This is a genomic window from Flavobacterium aciduliphilum, from assembly GCF_003268855.1.
Taxonomy (GTDB): Bacteria; Bacteroidota; Bacteroidia; order Flavobacteriales; family Flavobacteriaceae; genus Flavobacterium; species Flavobacterium aciduliphilum.
This window is the reverse complement of sequence record NZ_QLSZ01000001.1, coordinates 460342-476613: the sequence shown is the minus strand read 5'-3', so window position 1 is coordinate 476613 and position 16272 is coordinate 460342. Positions and strand designations below refer to the sequence as shown.

Here is a 16272-nt window from a genome sequence, read left to right as displayed (position 1 = left end):
AGAACCTGTTTGTCTCAGAATCTCAGAACCTTAAAAAATATGGGAACTTTTAAAATTGAAGGAGGCATTCGCCTAAAAGGAGAGGTTACACCACAAGGAGCAAAAAATGAGGCATTACAAGTGTTATGTCCTTGTTTGCTTACATCAGAAAAAGTTAGAGTAACCAACATCCCAGATATTATTGACGTAAACAAACTGATTACATTATTAGGCAATTTGGGTGTCAAAATTCAAAAGAATGGTCCTGGTGATTATACTTTTCAAGCGGATGAAGTCAATGTAGATTACTTAAAAACAGAAGCGTTCAAAAAAGAAGGCGGGAGTTTGAGAGGTTCCATTATGATTGTTGGACCATTATTAGCTCGTTTTGGTTGTGGTTATATTCCAAAACCAGGAGGAGACAAAATCGGAAGACGCCGTTTGGATACTCACTTTGAAGGTTTTATTAATCTTGGGGCTAAATTCCGTTATGAAAGAGAAGACCATTTTTATGGAGTAGAGACGGATGGAAAACTGAAAGGAACCTATATGTTGCTTGATGAAGCGTCGGTAACAGGTACGGCAAATATTGTGATGGCGGCGGTTTTGGCAGAAGGCACGACTACTATCTATAATGCAGCTTGCGAACCTTATTTACAACAATTGTGTAAGATGTTGAACGCTATGGGAGCTAAAATTAGTGGCGTAGGGTCTAACTTATTAACTATTGAAGGAGTTGAGAGTTTAGGGGGATGCGAACACCGAATTCTTCCCGACATGATTGAAATTGGTTCTTGGATTGGTCTAGCTGCAATGACAAGAAGTGAAATTACGATTAAAAATGTGTCTTGGGATAATTTGGGTGTGATTCCTAATGTGTTTAGAAAGTTAGGAATTACTTTAGAGCGCAGAGGGGATGATATTTACATTCCTACCCATGAGCATGGGTATGAGATTAAAACCGATATCGACGGTTCAATTTTAACTATTGCCGATGCGCCATGGCCAGGCTTCACCCCTGATTTATTGAGTATTGTACTTGTAGTGGCTACTCAGGCGAATGGGGATGTGTTGATTCATCAAAAAATGTTTGAAAGCCGATTGTTTTTCGTGGATAAATTGATTGACATGGGGGCTAAAATTATGTTGTGTGATCCACACAGAGCGGTGGTTATGGGGCATAATTTTAAATCACAATTAAAAGCAACGGTAATGAGTTCGCCAGATATTAGAGCAGGAATTTCGTTATTGATAGCGGCACTTTCTGCCAAAGGAACGTCAACCATTCAAAACATCGAGCAAATTGATAGAGGGTATGAACGAATTGATGAGCGTTTGAGAGCGCTTGGTGCTAATATCGTGAGAGTGTAATACAGAAAAGATAAAAAAAAATAGAAAAAGAGGTGCAACATTGTGCCTCTTTTCATTTATTGAAATATGGAAAGTTACTTTATTATACTTCTTTGTATTGCTTCCTTCTTTGCAGGATTTGTCGATGCTATTGTAGGGGGTGGGGGACTGATTCAAACGCCAGTGGCACTCATTTTGTTGCCCAATGTGGCGGTATCTTCTATTATTGGTTCTCTAAAAATTCCTGCTTTTAGCGGAACCTCATTTGCTGCACGGCAATATTTAAAGACCGTGGACATGAATTGGAAGTTGCTTTCCATGATGGCTGTTGTGGCTTTTAGTGCTGCTTTTTTAGGTTCCAATTTGTTGACTTTGGTTAGTAATGATTTTATGAAACCATTGTTGTTGGTTGTTTTGAGTTTGATAGCTGTTTATACTTTTGCTAAAAAGAATTTTGGGATTCATCAAGAAAAGAATTTAACTCCAACAAAGCAATGGGTTCTCGCTGTTTTAATGAGTGTGTGCATTGGGTTTTACGACGGATTTATTGGTCCAGGTACTGGAAGTTTCTTGGTTTTGGGTTTTGTCGCTGTGCTAGGTTTTGATTTTCTTCATGCTTCTGCCAATGCCAAAATGGTGAATCTAGCCACTAATTTTGGTTCGATTTGCTTGTTTGTTTTAAAAGGTAAAATCATTTGGGCTGTGGCCATTCCTATGGCCTTTTGTAATGCGTTAGGTGGGTTTATCGGAGCAAAATTGGCCATCAAGAAAGGAAACGGTTTTATTCGAATCTTCTTTTTGATAGTTGTACTTGGAACGTTACTCCGTTTTGCCTACGATGTATTTCAATAGACTAGTCGGCAACATTCAATATTTTACACCCAAATAATACGGCATCGCCTAGATATCCATTTTGATAAGAACGCACATAGTCTATTCGGAATAATCTAAATTTTCCAAAACCTAAATTATCTAATCCAATAGAAAACTCTTGATAGGGCATTCTGTTTGGAATGGCTAGATTGTGAAATCCTAAGACCAATTGTGATTGTAGTTTGTTTAATAATGGGATTTTATTCATTAAATAACCTTTGTCGTTGTGTTCGGTATGAAACTCTAAAAAGCTGTCGTTCGTACTAGCCGAATAATAAGGTAGGTTGTTGAATAAATTAGTATAACCATCTCCACCTGCTATGTGGGTTTGATTGCCATTAAAATGTTTGTAGTCTACAAAAGAAATGTTTTCGGCATTAAAGAATTTACCTCCTTTAATATTGAATTTCAAATTGCCTTTGTTTCCAAGAGCTACTTCATGTGTAACACGAGCAGATAGTAAATCGTATTCATATTTTTTATCGGATGCCGAAAATCCTTTTTCATAACCTAACCATAGTGTTGGGTAATCATCATTTCCAATATTGAATTTTCCGTCGGGTCTTGTCCAATAGTGTTGACCAAACTGAATTTTTGCCAAAACAGTACCTTTTATTAAGTTGTGTTTTTCAAAAGCAGGGGTTGTATTATCATAAGGCAACAACGGATTATTAGAAGAATAGATGTCGTCAGTTTTGACGGCGCTTTGGTCGGTCGTGTTCCATAAAGGTTTTCTTTCGGAGTATTCTAAGTTTGCATTTAAGTTTAGTCCATTAATGATTTCACGACCGAAATTGGCAGCTATGAAGTTTTTTTCATAGAGTTTCATGAAATTATTTTTGAAGAGTAAACTGCTAGTGGTGTTCACAAAATTAGAAATGGGATTGCTTGAATTGAATTGAGTAACACTGCTTCCTCCATTTAAAAATAAAGTAGCATTGTTGTTATTGTTGAATTTGTGTGAATAATTCAACGTGGCACGAAGTTTATTTTCAGAAAACCCATAGTCCAGTTTTGTACCTACTTTGGTATAGGTTCTTTTTTCTTCATTACGAGTAGAATAAGACAACCCTATTTGTGTTTTCCAACCTTGAACGGTATTGAATGATGTAGCTGACAAAGGTCCTTGATAATTGAAATATCTTTTCTTAAAGGAATTAGAGTGGCCATATCCCGTGATGATATCTGAAAAACGAAATTTATTTCTCTTGTTATCAATAGAATCCAAATAAGGTTTTGATTTCTTTTTGGTTTGCAATGCCTCTTTTTTTAGATAATCTCCGCTTTCTTCTGAAGTTAAAGGTACCGGTCTGATAGTATTCCAGAAACTGTCTTCTTTTTTGTTGGCGTTTGGTTCAAATTTTAAAACTTCTGCGGTAAATGTTTTTTTAGCAAATTTTTCTGGAAATTCGAAATTTGAATAAACATAGGTAAATCCGCCGTTTATGTTAATGCCAAGGATTCCTGCCTCAAAGTCGAGAGTTTGTGTGTTTTTTGACCAAATTTTGTTCGTGTTGTTGTAGCTGAAATTCTGTTTAAGAGTTAAGGTATTCAACGCAGGATTGTTTATTTGATTTCCTGAAATGGATAAATCAACAGCATACAATTCCCAAGTATCGTCTACAATATAAATTGTTCCTTGCATGGCAGGTTCTTGGTCTCGTTTTGGGATAACTTTGATTTTATTTATAAGTTTGTTGTTTTCGTCAGCAAACGAACCTACAAATTTGTATTTATAATATTGAAAGGCATTGTCAGCAATTGGAGAAATGACTTTTGTGCCAAAGTCGATGTAGTTTTCGTAGAAATCAAAGTTAACATCGGCGGCATTGTTAAAACTAAAGCCATTGTTGTTGCCACTCACTTTTGAAGCCAGAATGACTTCTTTCATTTTGTCGGGTTTTTGGAACGTTATTTTTGAGACCGTTTCAGACAAATACAAGATGCCACTTCGAGTAGAATCAATAACATCGTCAAAAAAATCTAGTTTTTGTCCCATGATGGATTTGGGTAAATTCTTCACTCTAAAAATTCCTCTAGAGTAAAAATCGGCGGTATATTTAGCCAATGTAAGGGCGTTTTGTTTTCTGCTGGCAATCGCTTTTTTAATGATGCCTATGGCAGGATTATACTTTTTATCGATGACTACTTCATTGATTTGAATTTGCTCTTCATAAAGAGTCACATCAATAGTTTGCGGATTGGGGACTATTTCCACTATTCGCTTTTCTGTTTTATACCCCAGGTATTGATAAATGATGACATAAGTGCCGCTCGTTTTGAGGTTTAATTCATATTTTCCTAACTCATTGGTGGTGGTTCCTATGTACGTATCTTTCAGATGTACATTAACAAATGGTAGAGGATTGCCAGTACTGTCTGTCACTGTTCCTTTTATCTGAGCAAAAGAAAAAAAGGTACTAAAAAGGAATAGGAGAAAAGTGATTTTTTTCATGAGAATAGGTTTAGTAAGGGTTTTAACAAAGCGCTTTAGCTGCAAATCAAATTTGGAAAGGTTTTAGTTTTATAAAAGTGCCTGCAAAGCCAAGTCATAACTTTTTAAACCAAAACCAATAACAATTCCTTTAGCATTTGGAGCAATAAACGATTGATGTCTGTATTCTTCTCTTGAAAAAGTATTTGAAATGTGTACTTCAATAACTGGAGTAGTTATGGCTTTTATAGCATCACCAATACCAACAGACGTGTGGGTATAGGCTGCAGCATTTAATAGGATACCGTCATAAGTGAATCCTACTTCTTGTATTTTATTTATAAGTTCTCCTTCAATATTACTTTGGAAATAGTCTAAATGTAGGGTATGGTGTTTTTCTTTTAATTGTTTAAAGTAATCTTCAAATGTTGAGGTGCCATATACTTCAGGCTCTCTCTTCCCCAATAGATTCAGGTTAGGACCGTTGATGATGATGATTTTCATGTAAAAGGTTTTTGTAAAAGTAGAAAAAAATATAAAAAAATAAAAACACTATGGTAAGATGGGTTTAATGTGTATTAATGGCTTTTGGTTATCTCAAAAACTTAATATAAACATGATAAATATCAGTTTTTAGACATCAATTTACAATATTTTATTTTTTTAGTTTTTATTGTAAAATTCATTTTTTTAGTTTAAAATGTTGTTTTTTAGTCTTTTAACGTTTTAAAATTGTTAATAACTATGTTGATAAGTGTGAATAACCTTGCAAATTAACCTTTAAGAATACTTCTAAATTTGCTTTATTAATTTTAAACAAAATAAAAATGAAAAAAATTATTTTAACAGTAGCAGCAGTATTCGCTTTGTCGTTTGCTAATGCACAAGATTTAAAATCTAAAAAAGGAGAAAATTATTTACCAGTAGCTGGTGAATGGGCTATCTCTTTTCAAGCAAAACCTTTTATTGACTTCGCAGGTGGAGTTTTAGGTGGTCATGCAACATCTCCAGCTTCAGATTCTCCTGTTGCAGGTACATTTGTTGGAAAAAAATTCACTTCTGACAAAACAGCATACAGAGTAATAGCTAATTTTGGGTTTGGAAGTAATAATTATGGTTCTGCTCAATCAAATGAGCCTTCTCAACTTTCAATGGTTTCTACTTACGATACTCACAAAGTATCAAGTTTTGATTTGAGTGTTGGGTTAGGTAAAGAATGGAGAAGAGGTACCACTAGATTGCAAGGATACTATGGTGCTGATGCTATGATTGGTGTTAGTTCTTCTAAATGGACAGTATCTGATACAAATTCACCAGGGCAAATGACATATACAGATGGGATGGGTATTAAATTAGGTCTTAATGGGTTTTTAGGTGCTGAATACTTCATTTTTCCTAAAATTGCAATTGGAGCGCAATATAACTATGGTTTAAATATTAAATCACAAGGAGCTTCAAAAACTACTATGACAGGTTCTCCAGATGAAACAGGAGTTTCTAGAACAAGTTTTAATTTAGGAAATGTTTCATCTGCTACGATGAATATCACATTACATTTCTAATATTTTAATAAATAATTCAATAGGCCTCATATGAGGCCTATTGCTTTTTAATTATATTTTATGAAAAAAATAGTATTAATATTAGTAGCAGTATTTGCATTATCAAGTTGTGATAGAGATGGTGTGGGTGTTACACCTGGTTTTGTTCCTAAAAATGCAGCATTTGATTTTGATTCTAAGTTGCCAAGTAACCTAGAATCTTCAAATCCTGAAGTATCTGCAAGAATTCAACAAATGAAGTCTTTAACAAATGTATGTGGGGCTCTTATGATTAATTCAATGCATTCAGGTAAAGTTTCAAAGATTAGTTATTCTCAAAAAAATTCAAATTTACCTAACCACTATACATGGAGTAGTGGGGGATATGTTGTAAATTACAATTATGGAATAGTTGGAAATAACTACGAATTTGATTACACAATTACCATAAATGGTTCCCAATTTTTTACTGCAAATGGATGGGAGGCGACAAATGGAAGTGCTGGTCATTGGGAATCGCATTTTTCGTCAATGTATGTTAATAATAATTATAATATTACATATGATTGGTCGACTAATTCTCTAGGTGATATACATTTTGATATGCATTTTGATTTAGGAAATACCCAATTACATTATTTATTTAACTTGAATCATGATAATTCGGGGGATATTACTTACATATATAATGGAACTACTCAATTCTATTGTATTTGGGATCCAAATGGTCATGGACATTACACTATGAATGGACAAACTATTAATTTTTAATTTTCATTTGGATTAAAAAAATGAAACCACTCATAAAAATGAGTGGTTTTTTTTGATGTTATATTTTTTTTATATATTCGCTAATAAATTTAAAAATTTTTAACATGAAAAAAATTATTTTAACTGCACTAGCAGTATGTGCTTTTGGGTTTACAAATGCACAATCGCATCAAAAAGGGGATATGCAAGTTAACATTATGGGAGGTCTTTTAATGGGTAGCGCTACTTCTCAAGGTGATGCAGCGGGCTCACCAAAAGAAAAATTCTCAGCTACAGGAGCTCAATTTGGTGCTAATTTTCAATATGGATTAGCAGAAAGTTTTAGTGCAGGGATTGGTTTAGAAGTTGGAACTGCTATACTTAGTCCTAAAGATAATACTTATAATTCAACGTCAACAGATATTTCTACATTTAAATTTAATGTCTCAGGAAGATATTATTTCTTAAATAAAGAAAAATTTAACATTTATGCTGGACCATCTATTGGATATACTAGCGGGAAAGATACTTCTTCTGCAGTTCTAGGTTCTATAAGTTCTACTACTAAATATTCTGGTTTGAACTTTGGAGTTAATGCAGGATGTAATTATTTTTTCAATGACCATGTAGGGATAATTGTTAATTTGGGTTATGAAGGAAATGGATTAAAATCTACAACTTCTGAAGCTGGTTATCCAGATGAAACAGGTAAATCAGCTGTTTCTGGTGTTAAAGTAATGGGCGGTTTAGCTTTGAAATTCTAATCTAATTGATAAAACTATAAAACCGCTTGAGCAATCAGGCGGTTTTTTTATTTCTTAATTTTCTTGTTACTTTGTGCGATGCATTGGAATTTTTATATAAAAAGTTATCAAAACTATCTCAAACTAGAACGAGGATTATCAAAGAACACGATTGCTAATTATTCTTTTGATGTGGAGCGCCTGTGTGCTTTTTTGGATCAACGAAACAGTGATGTTTCGCCAATTCATATATCAGAAACACAAATACAAGAATTTGTGTATCATATTTCTAAAGAAGTCAATGCCCGTTCTCAGGCACGCATCATCTCTGGATTAAAAAGTTTTTTCTTGTTTTTAATTGTAGAAGACTATCGAACAGATACACCGATGGACTTAATCGAAGCGCCTCGATTGGGTAGAAAATTGCCCGATACGTTGTCTGTATCAGAAATTGATGCTCTAATTGCAGCTATTGATTTGTCCAAAGAGGAAGGGCATCGAAATAAAGCCATGCTTGAAACCTTATACGGGTGCGGACTTCGGGTTTCAGAATTAGTGACGCTCAAAATCTCTGATTTGTTTTTTGAAGAGGGATTTCTCAAAGTAACTGGGAAAGGAGCTAAACAACGTTTTGTTCCTATTAGCCCTTTTACTCAAAAAAATATTCTTTTATACAAGGAGCATAGTAGGATGCGTCTACCCATCCAAAAAGGGTTTGAGGATACGCTTTTTTTAAATCGTAGAGGAAAACAATTGACACGTGCCATGGTATTTACGATTATCAAACAATTGGCTGTAACCATCGGCTTAAAGAAAACCATCAGTCCTCATACTTTTAGACATTCTTTTGCCTCTCATTTGTTGGAAAATGGGGCTGATTTGCGTGCTATTCAAATGATGCTTGGCCATGAATCAATCACTACAACAGAGGTCTATGTGCATTTAGATCGTTCGCATTTAGCTAAAGTTATTCAACAGCATCATCCTAGAAAAAAATAAGGCTTACTAAAAAAGTAAGCCTCATATTGTTAAAAAGAAACGGTTATTTGGCAATATTTACCGCACGCGTCTCTCTAATTACTGTAATTTTAACCTGACCTGGATAAGTCATTTCTGTTTGAATTTTCTGAGAAATCTCAAACGATAGGTTAGAAGCCATGTCATCACTTACTTTTTCACTTTCTACAATAACACGAAGTTCTCGACCTGCTTGGATGGCATAGGCATTTTTCACGCCATTAAATCCGAAAGCGATATTCTCTAAATCTTTCAAACGTTGGATGTATGAATCAAGTACTTGTCTTCTAGCTCCAGGACGCGCCCCAGAAATAGCATCACATACTTGAATGATAGGCGAAATGAGGTATTTCATTTCTATTTCGTCATGGTGAGCTCCAATAGCATTGCATACTTCTTCTTTTTCACCATACTTCTCAGCCCATTGCATCCCTAATAAAGCGTGTGGTAAATCACTTTCTGCGTCAGGCACTTTGCCGATATCGTGAAGTAATCCCGCTCTCTTCGCTAATTTGACATTCAAACCTAGTTCGGCAGCCATGATACCACATAATTTTGCCACTTCTCTAGAGTGTTGGAGTAAGTTTTGTCCATAAGAAGAACGGTATTTCATTCTTCCTACAATTTTAATTAATTCAGGATGTAATCCATGAATACCTAGATCAATAACAGTACGTTTTCCAACTTCAATAATTTCGTCGTCTATTTGTTTGGTTGTTTTAGCAACCACTTCCTCAATACGTGCTGGGTGAATACGTCCATCAGTTACTAATTTATGTAATGATAAACGTGCGATTTCTCTTCTTACAGGGTCAAAACAGGAAAGGATGATTGCTTCTGGAGTGTCGTCTACAATAATTTCTACTCCAGTTGCTGCTTCGAGTGCACGGATGTTTCTTCCTTCACGTCCAATAATTCTTCCTTTTACATCATCAGATTCAATATTGAAAACAGAAACGCAATTTTCTACAGCTTCTTCTGTTCCCACGCGTTGAATGGTGTTGATGATTACTTTTTTCGCTTCTTGTTGTGCTGTTAATTTTGCTTCTTCAATCGTTTCTTGTATGTGAGCCATTGCTTTAGTTTTGGCTTCAGCTTTCAAGTTTTCAACCAATTGTTCTTTAGCATCAGCCGCTGACAATCCAGAAATTACTTCAAGTTGTTCCACTTGATTTTTATGTAATTTTTCAAGCTCTTGATGTTTCTTGTCTAAAAGTTCGATTTTAGACTCATATTCTTTAGTTTTTGCTTCAAATTCGTCATTTACTTTTTTTGCTTTTGCCAATTCGCTTGATACTTGAGATTCTTTATCTCGAATTCTTTTCTCTACTTCAGCCATTTTTTTGTCTTTGGCTAAAATCTCTTTTTCATGCTCCGATTTCAATTCTAAGAATTTTTCTTTAGCTTGTAAAAGCTTGTCTTTTTTGATGTTTTCGGCATCAAGATTAGCGTCTTTAAGGATCGATGCGGCTTCTTTTTTGGCGTTTTTAATTAAATTGGAAACATTGCTTTTCTCTAAAATTTTTGCAATAGCAAATCCTCCTGCGATTCCAGCGATTAGGGCGATAATTATCAATAATGTACTACTCATGTTATTAAATTTATATATAAAAAAACCTACATTAATTGCTTGTATAAACTCGTAAGGACAAGTTTTGAGCTAACTCGCAGTTCAAGTTTCCCAACTGAATGGGCTTACTTTAGTGGCGATGATTCACTCATTTTATTGTGTTAGTGTTGAGTTTACCAAAAATGAACTAATGTAGGCAATGTTTTACGATGTTCAGAACGTTTTCTTATTCTTTCAAAAGATACGAGTCTAATAAATCATTCAATTTGGATAATCGTTCTATAGATTCTGTACCGTCAATTGCATTTTCAACCTTTTTTTGTTCGAGTTGAGAGGCAAATTGAAGGGCGCACATGGCTAACACATCTTGTTTGTCTCTAACAGCATAATTTTCTTCAAATTGCTTGATCATGATATCGATTTTTTTAGAAGCACTTCGCATGGCTTCTTCTTGCGACATATTTACCGTTAATGGATAAACTCGGTCTGCTATCGATATCTTGATTTTAAGCTTTTCATCCATAAGATTAGTCTGCTAATTGCGCTATACAATAATCAATTTCACGTATTAATGAATTTATTTTAAGCTTTGTATCTCTTTTATATTCGTCACTGCCTAATAATGAATTGGTGATTTTTATAGATTCAATATCTTTTTTCAGGGTTTCAATAACTGAATTTTGATGTTGTTGCGCATTTTTAGAAATTTTTAATTCGTGCTCTAAAGACATGTTTTGTTGCTCCAAACGATCGATTTTACTCAAAAGCTTGCCAACTTTAGTCTCAAGAGTATCAATTATTTCTGAAATTTCTCGCATCTATAATCCGATTCATTACTTAATTCACAAATTTATAATTCCTATTCTATTAAAGCAATATTTTTTGAATAAAAAAATAATTATTTTTAAAGTTTAATTTAAATGACTGTAAGATAAGGGGTTATAATCTCTTTTTTTTGTGTCGTCATTTTGTACTTTTTTATAAATTAGCCAAAATGTTATTGTCTATGAAAAGTGTATTTTCTTTTTTAGTATTTGCCTCAGCTTTGGTGTTTTCCCAAAAAAAATATCCGCAAGATTATTTTCGTCCACCTTTAGATATTCCGATGCAGCTTTCTGGAAATTTTGGAGAGTTGCGGCCCAATCACTTTCATACGGGTTTTGATTTTAAGACTAATCAAATAGAGGGATTGCCTGTCTATGCTGCCGCAGATGGGTATGTTTCTAGGATTAAAATTGCTACAAATGGGTATGGAAAAGCGATATACATAACGCATCCTAACGGATATACGACGGTTTACGGACATTTACAGAAAGCTGTTGGAATCCTGCAAGAAAAAATTTTTGAGTTGCAGTATACGGCCAAAAATTATGAGGTGGAATCTTATTTTAAACCTGATGAGCTTCCAGTAAAAAAAGGAGAACTCATCGCTCTTTCTGGAAACACAGGCGGTTCAGAAGGACCTCATTTGCATTTTGAAATTAGAGATTCTAAAACAGAAAAAATTATTAATCCTTTGTTTTTTGGGATACCGATACCAGATATTAAAAGTCCCACGGTATCTAATTTGTTTGTCTATCCTATTAGTCAAGATGCTGTAGTCAATGAATCAAAACGGCCTGTTATTTTGAGTTTATCTCTTCAAAAAGATGGTACGTATTTGGCAGAAAAAGTGTATGCAAAAGGCAACATAGGATTTGGAATTAATGCGGGAGATATGGATGATGTTTCGTATAATATAAATGGTGTATATAAAACGCAATTGTATTCGAATGGACAACCTGTTTTTGGCTACGAGTTTGATCAAATGGATTTCGATGAAGCGCGTTATGTTAATGCTTTTATTGATTATGCTCGTTATAAGAAAACCCATCAGCGAATTCAGAAGTTGTTTATGAAACAGCCTTATGCTTGGAGTAATGTAACGCAAAATGGAACCAATGGCATTTTGGATATTACACCCAACCTCCTCGAAACTGCACGTATTGAAGTGTCAGATTACAACGAAAATAAGGTAATCCTCAATATTCCGATTGTTTATTCTAATACGCCAGCTAAAATTGAGGAAGAGACTAAACCTACTCCGTATTTTGTCAAATCTAAAGTAGATGCGTTATTCGAAAAAGATAAGGTGTCTGTTTTTTTTCCAGCGGGGACTTTCTATGAAGATTTTTACCTGAATTTTAAGGTGGAAAAAGGAACCCTGCATTTGCATGAAGATATTGTACCAGCACACAGTAATTTTGCCATAACTTTTGAAAATGATTCTATTCCGAATGAGGAGCGAAAGAAATTTTTTATTGCGTCCATCAATGGAAAGAAAATAGGGTTCAATGCAACAAAATACACACCAACTGCGTTTACTTGTAAAAGTAAAACTCTCGGAATGTTTCGATTGGTAAAAGATACCTTGGCACCTAAAATTATACCACCCAAACATCTTGACCATAAATGGATTTCTGATAAAACAAGCCTTCAGTTTACTATTACAGATGAGTTATCTGGAATTAAAACCTACAATGGATACCTCAATGATAAATGGGTTTTGTTTGAATATGAATCGAAAACGGATAAAATCACACATGTTTTTGATGAAAAATTTTTGCTAGAAGGAGAAAATAAATTAAAAATTGAAGTCACCGATAATGTTGGAAATTCTACTATCTTTGAAACACAATTTTATAGGAGTCAAAAAAAATAATATACTTTGAAAACAATCAATAAAATCATTCCTTTTTTCTTGTTGCTTTTGACTGTAGGGATGTTTGCACAAACGGCTAAAGTAACAGGAATCGTTTCAGATGACAATCATAATCCAGTAGAAGGCGTTAACGTAAGTTGTTTAGGGCATTCAGCGATTACTGATACAAACGGTTTTTATACTATACTAATTCCAGCTAATAAAAAAGTAGTATTGGTCTATACTCACGTTGCCCTTAAAAGCGTCACACAAACCTTTCAGTTAAAACCCAATGATATTGTAGAGTTTAATCCTGTTATAGAAGCTAAAGCCGATCAAATCGGAGAGGTGGTGATTACAAGCAATAAGAAGAGGGTGACCGGAATTATTAATATCGAACCCGAAGTGATTCGGAATATTCCTAAATTATCTGGAGGTGTTGTTGATATTTTAAAAACGTTAGGGTCTGCTTCCAGTACTACAGAAGGGGGTGCCTATTCTGTGAGAGGTGGGAATTATGACGAAAATTTGGTTTATGTAAATGAAGTTGAAATCTATCGCCCATTTTTAGTGCGCTCAGGACAACAAGAAGGGTTGAGCTTTACCAATACCGATTTAATTCAGAATATCGATTTTTCGGCGGGTGGGTTTCAAGCAAAATATGGAGATAAAATGGCTTCAGTTTTAGATATTACGTATCGAAAACCTACAAAATTTGGAGCCTCACTCGAAGCTAGTTTATTAGGCGGAAGTATGTCGGTTGAAGGGGCTTCAAAAAATAAAAAATGGAGTGCTTTAACAGGAATTCGATACCGAAACAATTCCTTGATAGTAAATAGTCAAGAAACGCAATCGAACTATAAACCCTCTTTTGCAGATATCCAAACCAATGTTAATTACAATGTTTCAAAGAAAGTACAAATCAGTTTTCTAGGAAATGTATCACAAAACAAATACCAATACCAGCCTTTGACTAGACAGACAAATTTTGGGACACTTACCGATCCCATTGCTTTGCAAATTTTTTATGAAGGGATCGAAAAAGATCAATATCAAACGTATTTTGGTGCTGTTAAAACCACATTCACTCCCAATGACAAGAATGCGTACAAATTTATAACCTCGTTATATCACACCCAAGAAGCAGAACATTATGATATTGATGCGGCTTATAGTTTGGGAGAAGTAGATACGAATATTGGTTCGGATACGTATGGCAATGTAACTTACAGTAGGGCAATTGGGTCACAGTTGAATCATGCACGAAATGACTTGGATGCTCTAATTTATAATGCAGAAATTAAAGGAAGCCACAATTATAAAAAGAAATTTCAAATAGATTGGGGATTGAAATATGCTCATGAGAGTATTCGTGATCGCATTGTTGAGTATGAAGTTATTGATTCTGCTGGATTTTCTATAAATCCTCCAAGAATTGATTTGCCTCATAATGACCAACCCTATAACCCTTATGTAGGTCCATTAGTGCCTTATCAAAATGTGAGAGCTACAAATTTTGTTAACATCAATAGGTTGTCTGGCTTTTTACAAGGAAATACTAAATTGATGTTAGGAGAACACCAATTGTGGATAAACGCTGGGATTCGTTCTCAAAGCTGGCAAGTTATGGGCGATACGTCAAACAATTCAAGTGTTATTCTTTGGAACTTTAGCAATACTATTGCTAGGACACAAACTGTTGTCAGTCCGAGGGCACAAATTTCATTCAAACCCAATTGGCAAAAGGATATGCTTTTTAGGTTTTCTACAGGGTTTTACTACCAACCACCTTTCTACCGAGAGTTGCGCGACCAATACGGAGTTGTAAATCCAGATGTTAAAGCTCAAAAATCAATTCATTATGTGCTAAGTAATGATTATAATTTTAAGATGTGGAACCGACCATTCAAACTGGTGTCGGAAGTGTATTACAAAGCAATGACCGATGTGAATACCTATACATTAGACAATGTAAGGATACGTTATCGCGCCAATAACGATGCAGTCGCTTATGCGTATGGATTTGATTGTAGGTTGAATGGAGCCTTTGTTCCTGGTACAGAATCTTGGTTTAGTTTTGGATATATGAAAACGGAAGAAAATCAAGATGGGAGAGGTTATGTAGCACGCCCTACCGATCAAAGGTTGAAGTTTGGAATTCTTTTCCAAGATTATATGCCAAACATCCCGAATGTGAAGTTGTATTTGAATCTGACGTACAATACGGGTTTGCCAGGAGGTTCGCCTTCGTATGCAGATGTTTATCAATATCAAACCCGATTGCGTGATTATAGAAGAGCTGATGTAGGGTTTTCGTATCTGTTTACCGAAAAAAACAATGAGCGTCCTGAAGGACATTGGTTGAAAAAATTTAAAGAACTAGCATTAGGATTTGAAATTTATAATATGTTCAACAATCAAAATGCTATTACAAACACTTGGGTGAGAGATGCCTATACGAAAAGTCAATATGGTATTCCAAACTATATGACGACTCGAATTTTTAATGTTAAATTGACTATGAGATTGTAATTTAAATAAAAAAGACATGACAAATTATATTAAAATGAGTCTCTTTGGATTGATGGTTTTATTTGTAGGATGTAAGAACGAAGCTGATAAACCTAAAGTAACTTATAATACTAAAGAAAAAGCAATCAATGTCAAGAATGACACAGCGCAAATCAAAGTTGCCGATTTACCCATTCATTTTGAAGGTACCTCTGTATTGTTATTTCCTGTTGGGGATATAAATGTATACGGGAGAACTTCTGGAATGACTTATGATTCTTCGAGTAGTGAGACTCAACAAAGTTTTACAATCTCTAACAATACCGAAAACGAAATTACAGGATTTTTACAAAATGTAGGATTTCAAGAAATAGGGAATGATTCTATTTGTAAGTTAACAGAAAAACCAATATTAATAGAGACAATTACGTTTTTAAAAACAATAGCCGATAAAACGAAGAAACAGTTTTTGATTTATACTTTAACAGATTCTGATACCAATACGGATGGGAAAATTGACAGCAATGATGTAAAATCGTTGTATTTGAGTAACGTAAAAGGGGAAGGTTTTGTAAAATTATCTCCTGATATTCAGGAATTAATCGATTGGAACGTTGTTGAAAATTTAAATAGAATTTATTTCAGAACGATTGAAGACATCAATAAAAATGGAGCTTTTGATAAAGAAGATAAAGTGCGTTACTATTATCTTGACTTACTAGCAAAAGAAAGCAAAGTGATGGAATATACACCAATATAAACAAGTTGTATTAATAGAAAGTAGTGATCAAATAAGCAAAAACAGTTACTAATACCACGACAAA

Annotated in this window: 14 protein-coding genes; 9 read left to right on the top strand and 5 right to left on the bottom strand. The window is 34.4% G+C overall.

All coding sequences use genetic code 11. The annotated features are described in order from the left end of the window. The first annotated feature begins 39 nt into the window (after positions 1-39). Positions 40-1350, top strand: a complete 1311-nt coding sequence (murA, locus tag CLV55_RS02295) for a UDP-N-acetylglucosamine 1-carboxyvinyltransferase (RefSeq protein ID WP_112112109.1) — start codon at positions 40-42, stop codon at positions 1348-1350. A 66-nt stretch (positions 1351-1416) separates the two neighbouring features. Continuing rightward, entirely contained in the window at positions 1417-2181 is a 765-nt protein-coding gene (locus tag CLV55_RS02290; protein ID WP_112112108.1) for a sulfite exporter TauE/SafE family protein, read from the top strand. A 1-nt stretch (position 2182) separates the two neighbouring features. Here CLV55_RS02290 and CLV55_RS02285 read toward each other — a convergent pair whose 3' ends face one another. Further along, the gene (locus tag CLV55_RS02285) at positions 2183-4657 is read right to left on the bottom strand and encodes a DUF5686 and carboxypeptidase regulatory-like domain-containing protein (protein WP_112112107.1); all 2475 of its coding nucleotides are present in this window, start codon (positions 4655-4657) and stop codon (positions 2183-2185) included. Between the two features lie 69 nt (positions 4658-4726). Further along, positions 4727-5140, bottom strand: a complete 414-nt coding sequence (gene aroQ / locus CLV55_RS02280) for a type II 3-dehydroquinate dehydratase (RefSeq protein WP_112112106.1) — start codon at positions 5138-5140, stop codon at positions 4727-4729. Positions 5141-5463: 323 nt separating this feature from the next. Between aroQ and CLV55_RS02275 the strand changes: the two genes are divergently transcribed. From CLV55_RS02275 to xerD, 4 genes are all read left to right on the top strand, one after another. Next, positions 5464-6198, top strand: coding sequence for a hypothetical protein (locus CLV55_RS02275; protein ID WP_112112105.1), 735 nt, complete (start codon positions 5464-5466; stop codon positions 6196-6198). A 60-nt stretch (positions 6199-6258) separates the two neighbouring features. Beyond that, positions 6259-6948 (top strand): membrane lipoprotein lipid attachment site-containing protein, encoded by a 690-nt coding sequence (locus CLV55_RS02270; protein WP_112112104.1) that lies wholly within the window; start codon positions 6259-6261, stop codon positions 6946-6948. 104 nt (positions 6949-7052) lie between these two features. After that, the gene (locus CLV55_RS02265) at positions 7053-7691 is read left to right on the top strand and encodes an outer membrane protein (RefSeq protein WP_112112103.1); all 639 of its coding nucleotides are present in this window, start codon (positions 7053-7055) and stop codon (positions 7689-7691) included. A 78-nt stretch (positions 7692-7769) separates the two neighbouring features. Next, complete coding sequence (gene xerD / locus CLV55_RS02260) at positions 7770-8669, top strand: site-specific tyrosine recombinase XerD (RefSeq protein ID WP_112112102.1); 900 nt, start codon at positions 7770-7772, stop codon at positions 8667-8669. Between the two features lie 43 nt (positions 8670-8712). On the opposite strand, the gene rny is transcribed toward xerD, so the two are convergent. From rny to CLV55_RS02245, 3 genes are all read right to left on the bottom strand, one after another. Beyond that, positions 8713-10278 carry a ribonuclease Y gene (rny, locus tag CLV55_RS02255; RefSeq protein ID WP_112112101.1) on the bottom strand — a complete coding sequence of 522 codons (1566 nt, stop codon included), beginning with the start codon at positions 10276-10278 and terminating at the stop codon, positions 8713-8715. Positions 10279-10483: 205 nt separating this feature from the next. Then, entirely contained in the window at positions 10484-10780 is a 297-nt protein-coding gene (locus CLV55_RS02250; RefSeq protein ID WP_112112100.1) for a cell division protein ZapA, read from the bottom strand. A 4-nt stretch (positions 10781-10784) separates the two neighbouring features. Next, the gene (locus tag CLV55_RS02245; protein ID WP_112112099.1) at positions 10785-11075 is read right to left on the bottom strand and encodes a hypothetical protein; all 291 of its coding nucleotides are present in this window, start codon (positions 11073-11075) and stop codon (positions 10785-10787) included. A gap of 188 nt (positions 11076-11263) precedes the next feature. On the opposite strand from CLV55_RS02245, the gene CLV55_RS02240 reads away from it, so the two are divergent. From CLV55_RS02240 to CLV55_RS02230, 3 genes are read left to right on the top strand one after another with little or no spacing between them, the layout of a single operon-like run. Then, the gene (locus CLV55_RS02240) at positions 11264-12958 is read left to right on the top strand and encodes a M23 family metallopeptidase (RefSeq protein ID WP_170122229.1); all 1695 of its coding nucleotides are present in this window, start codon (positions 11264-11266) and stop codon (positions 12956-12958) included. Between the two features lie 60 nt (positions 12959-13018). Continuing rightward, positions 13019-15469 (top strand): TonB-dependent receptor, encoded by a 2451-nt coding sequence (locus CLV55_RS02235; RefSeq protein ID WP_112112220.1) that lies wholly within the window; start codon positions 13019-13021, stop codon positions 15467-15469. Positions 15470-15485: 16 nt separating this feature from the next. Next, a complete protein-coding gene (locus CLV55_RS02230; RefSeq protein ID WP_112112097.1) occupies positions 15486-16208 on the top strand; it encodes a nucleoside/nucleotide kinase family protein in 723 nt (240 codons plus the stop codon). The last annotated feature ends 64 nt before the right edge of the window (positions 16209-16272 follow it).

Bases quoted from the DNA above. Each gene is read 5' to 3' on its own strand.
- murA (WP_112112109.1), top strand. From the start codon at position 40: ATGGGAACTTTTAAAATTGAAGGAGGCATTCGCCTAAAAGGAGAGGTT.
- CLV55_RS02290 (WP_112112108.1), top strand. From the start codon at position 1,417: ATGGAAAGTTACTTTATTATACTTCTTTGTATTGCTTCCTTCTTTGCA.
- CLV55_RS02285 (WP_112112107.1), bottom strand. From the start codon at position 4,657: ATGAAAAAAATCACTTTTCTCCTATTCCTTTTTAGTACCTTTTTTTCT.
- aroQ (WP_112112106.1), bottom strand. From the start codon at position 5,140: ATGAAAATCATCATCATCAACGGTCCTAACCTGAATCTATTGGGGAAG.
- CLV55_RS02275 (WP_112112105.1), top strand. From the start codon at position 5,464: ATGAAAAAAATTATTTTAACAGTAGCAGCAGTATTCGCTTTGTCGTTT.
- CLV55_RS02270 (WP_112112104.1), top strand. From the start codon at position 6,259: ATGAAAAAAATAGTATTAATATTAGTAGCAGTATTTGCATTATCAAGT.
- CLV55_RS02265 (WP_112112103.1), top strand. From the start codon at position 7,053: ATGAAAAAAATTATTTTAACTGCACTAGCAGTATGTGCTTTTGGGTTT.
- xerD (WP_112112102.1), top strand. From the start codon at position 7,770: ATGCATTGGAATTTTTATATAAAAAGTTATCAAAACTATCTCAAACTA.
- rny (WP_112112101.1), bottom strand. From the start codon at position 10,278: ATGAGTAGTACATTATTGATAATTATCGCCCTAATCGCTGGAATCGCA.
- CLV55_RS02250 (WP_112112100.1), bottom strand. From the start codon at position 10,780: ATGGATGAAAAGCTTAAAATCAAGATATCGATAGCAGACCGAGTTTAT.
- CLV55_RS02245 (WP_112112099.1), bottom strand. From the start codon at position 11,075: ATGCGAGAAATTTCAGAAATAATTGATACTCTTGAGACTAAAGTTGGC.
- CLV55_RS02240 (WP_170122229.1), top strand. From the start codon at position 11,264: ATGAAAAGTGTATTTTCTTTTTTAGTATTTGCCTCAGCTTTGGTGTTT.
- CLV55_RS02235 (WP_112112220.1), top strand. From the start codon at position 13,019: ATGTTTGCACAAACGGCTAAAGTAACAGGAATCGTTTCAGATGACAAT.
- CLV55_RS02230 (WP_112112097.1), top strand. From the start codon at position 15,486: ATGACAAATTATATTAAAATGAGTCTCTTTGGATTGATGGTTTTATTT.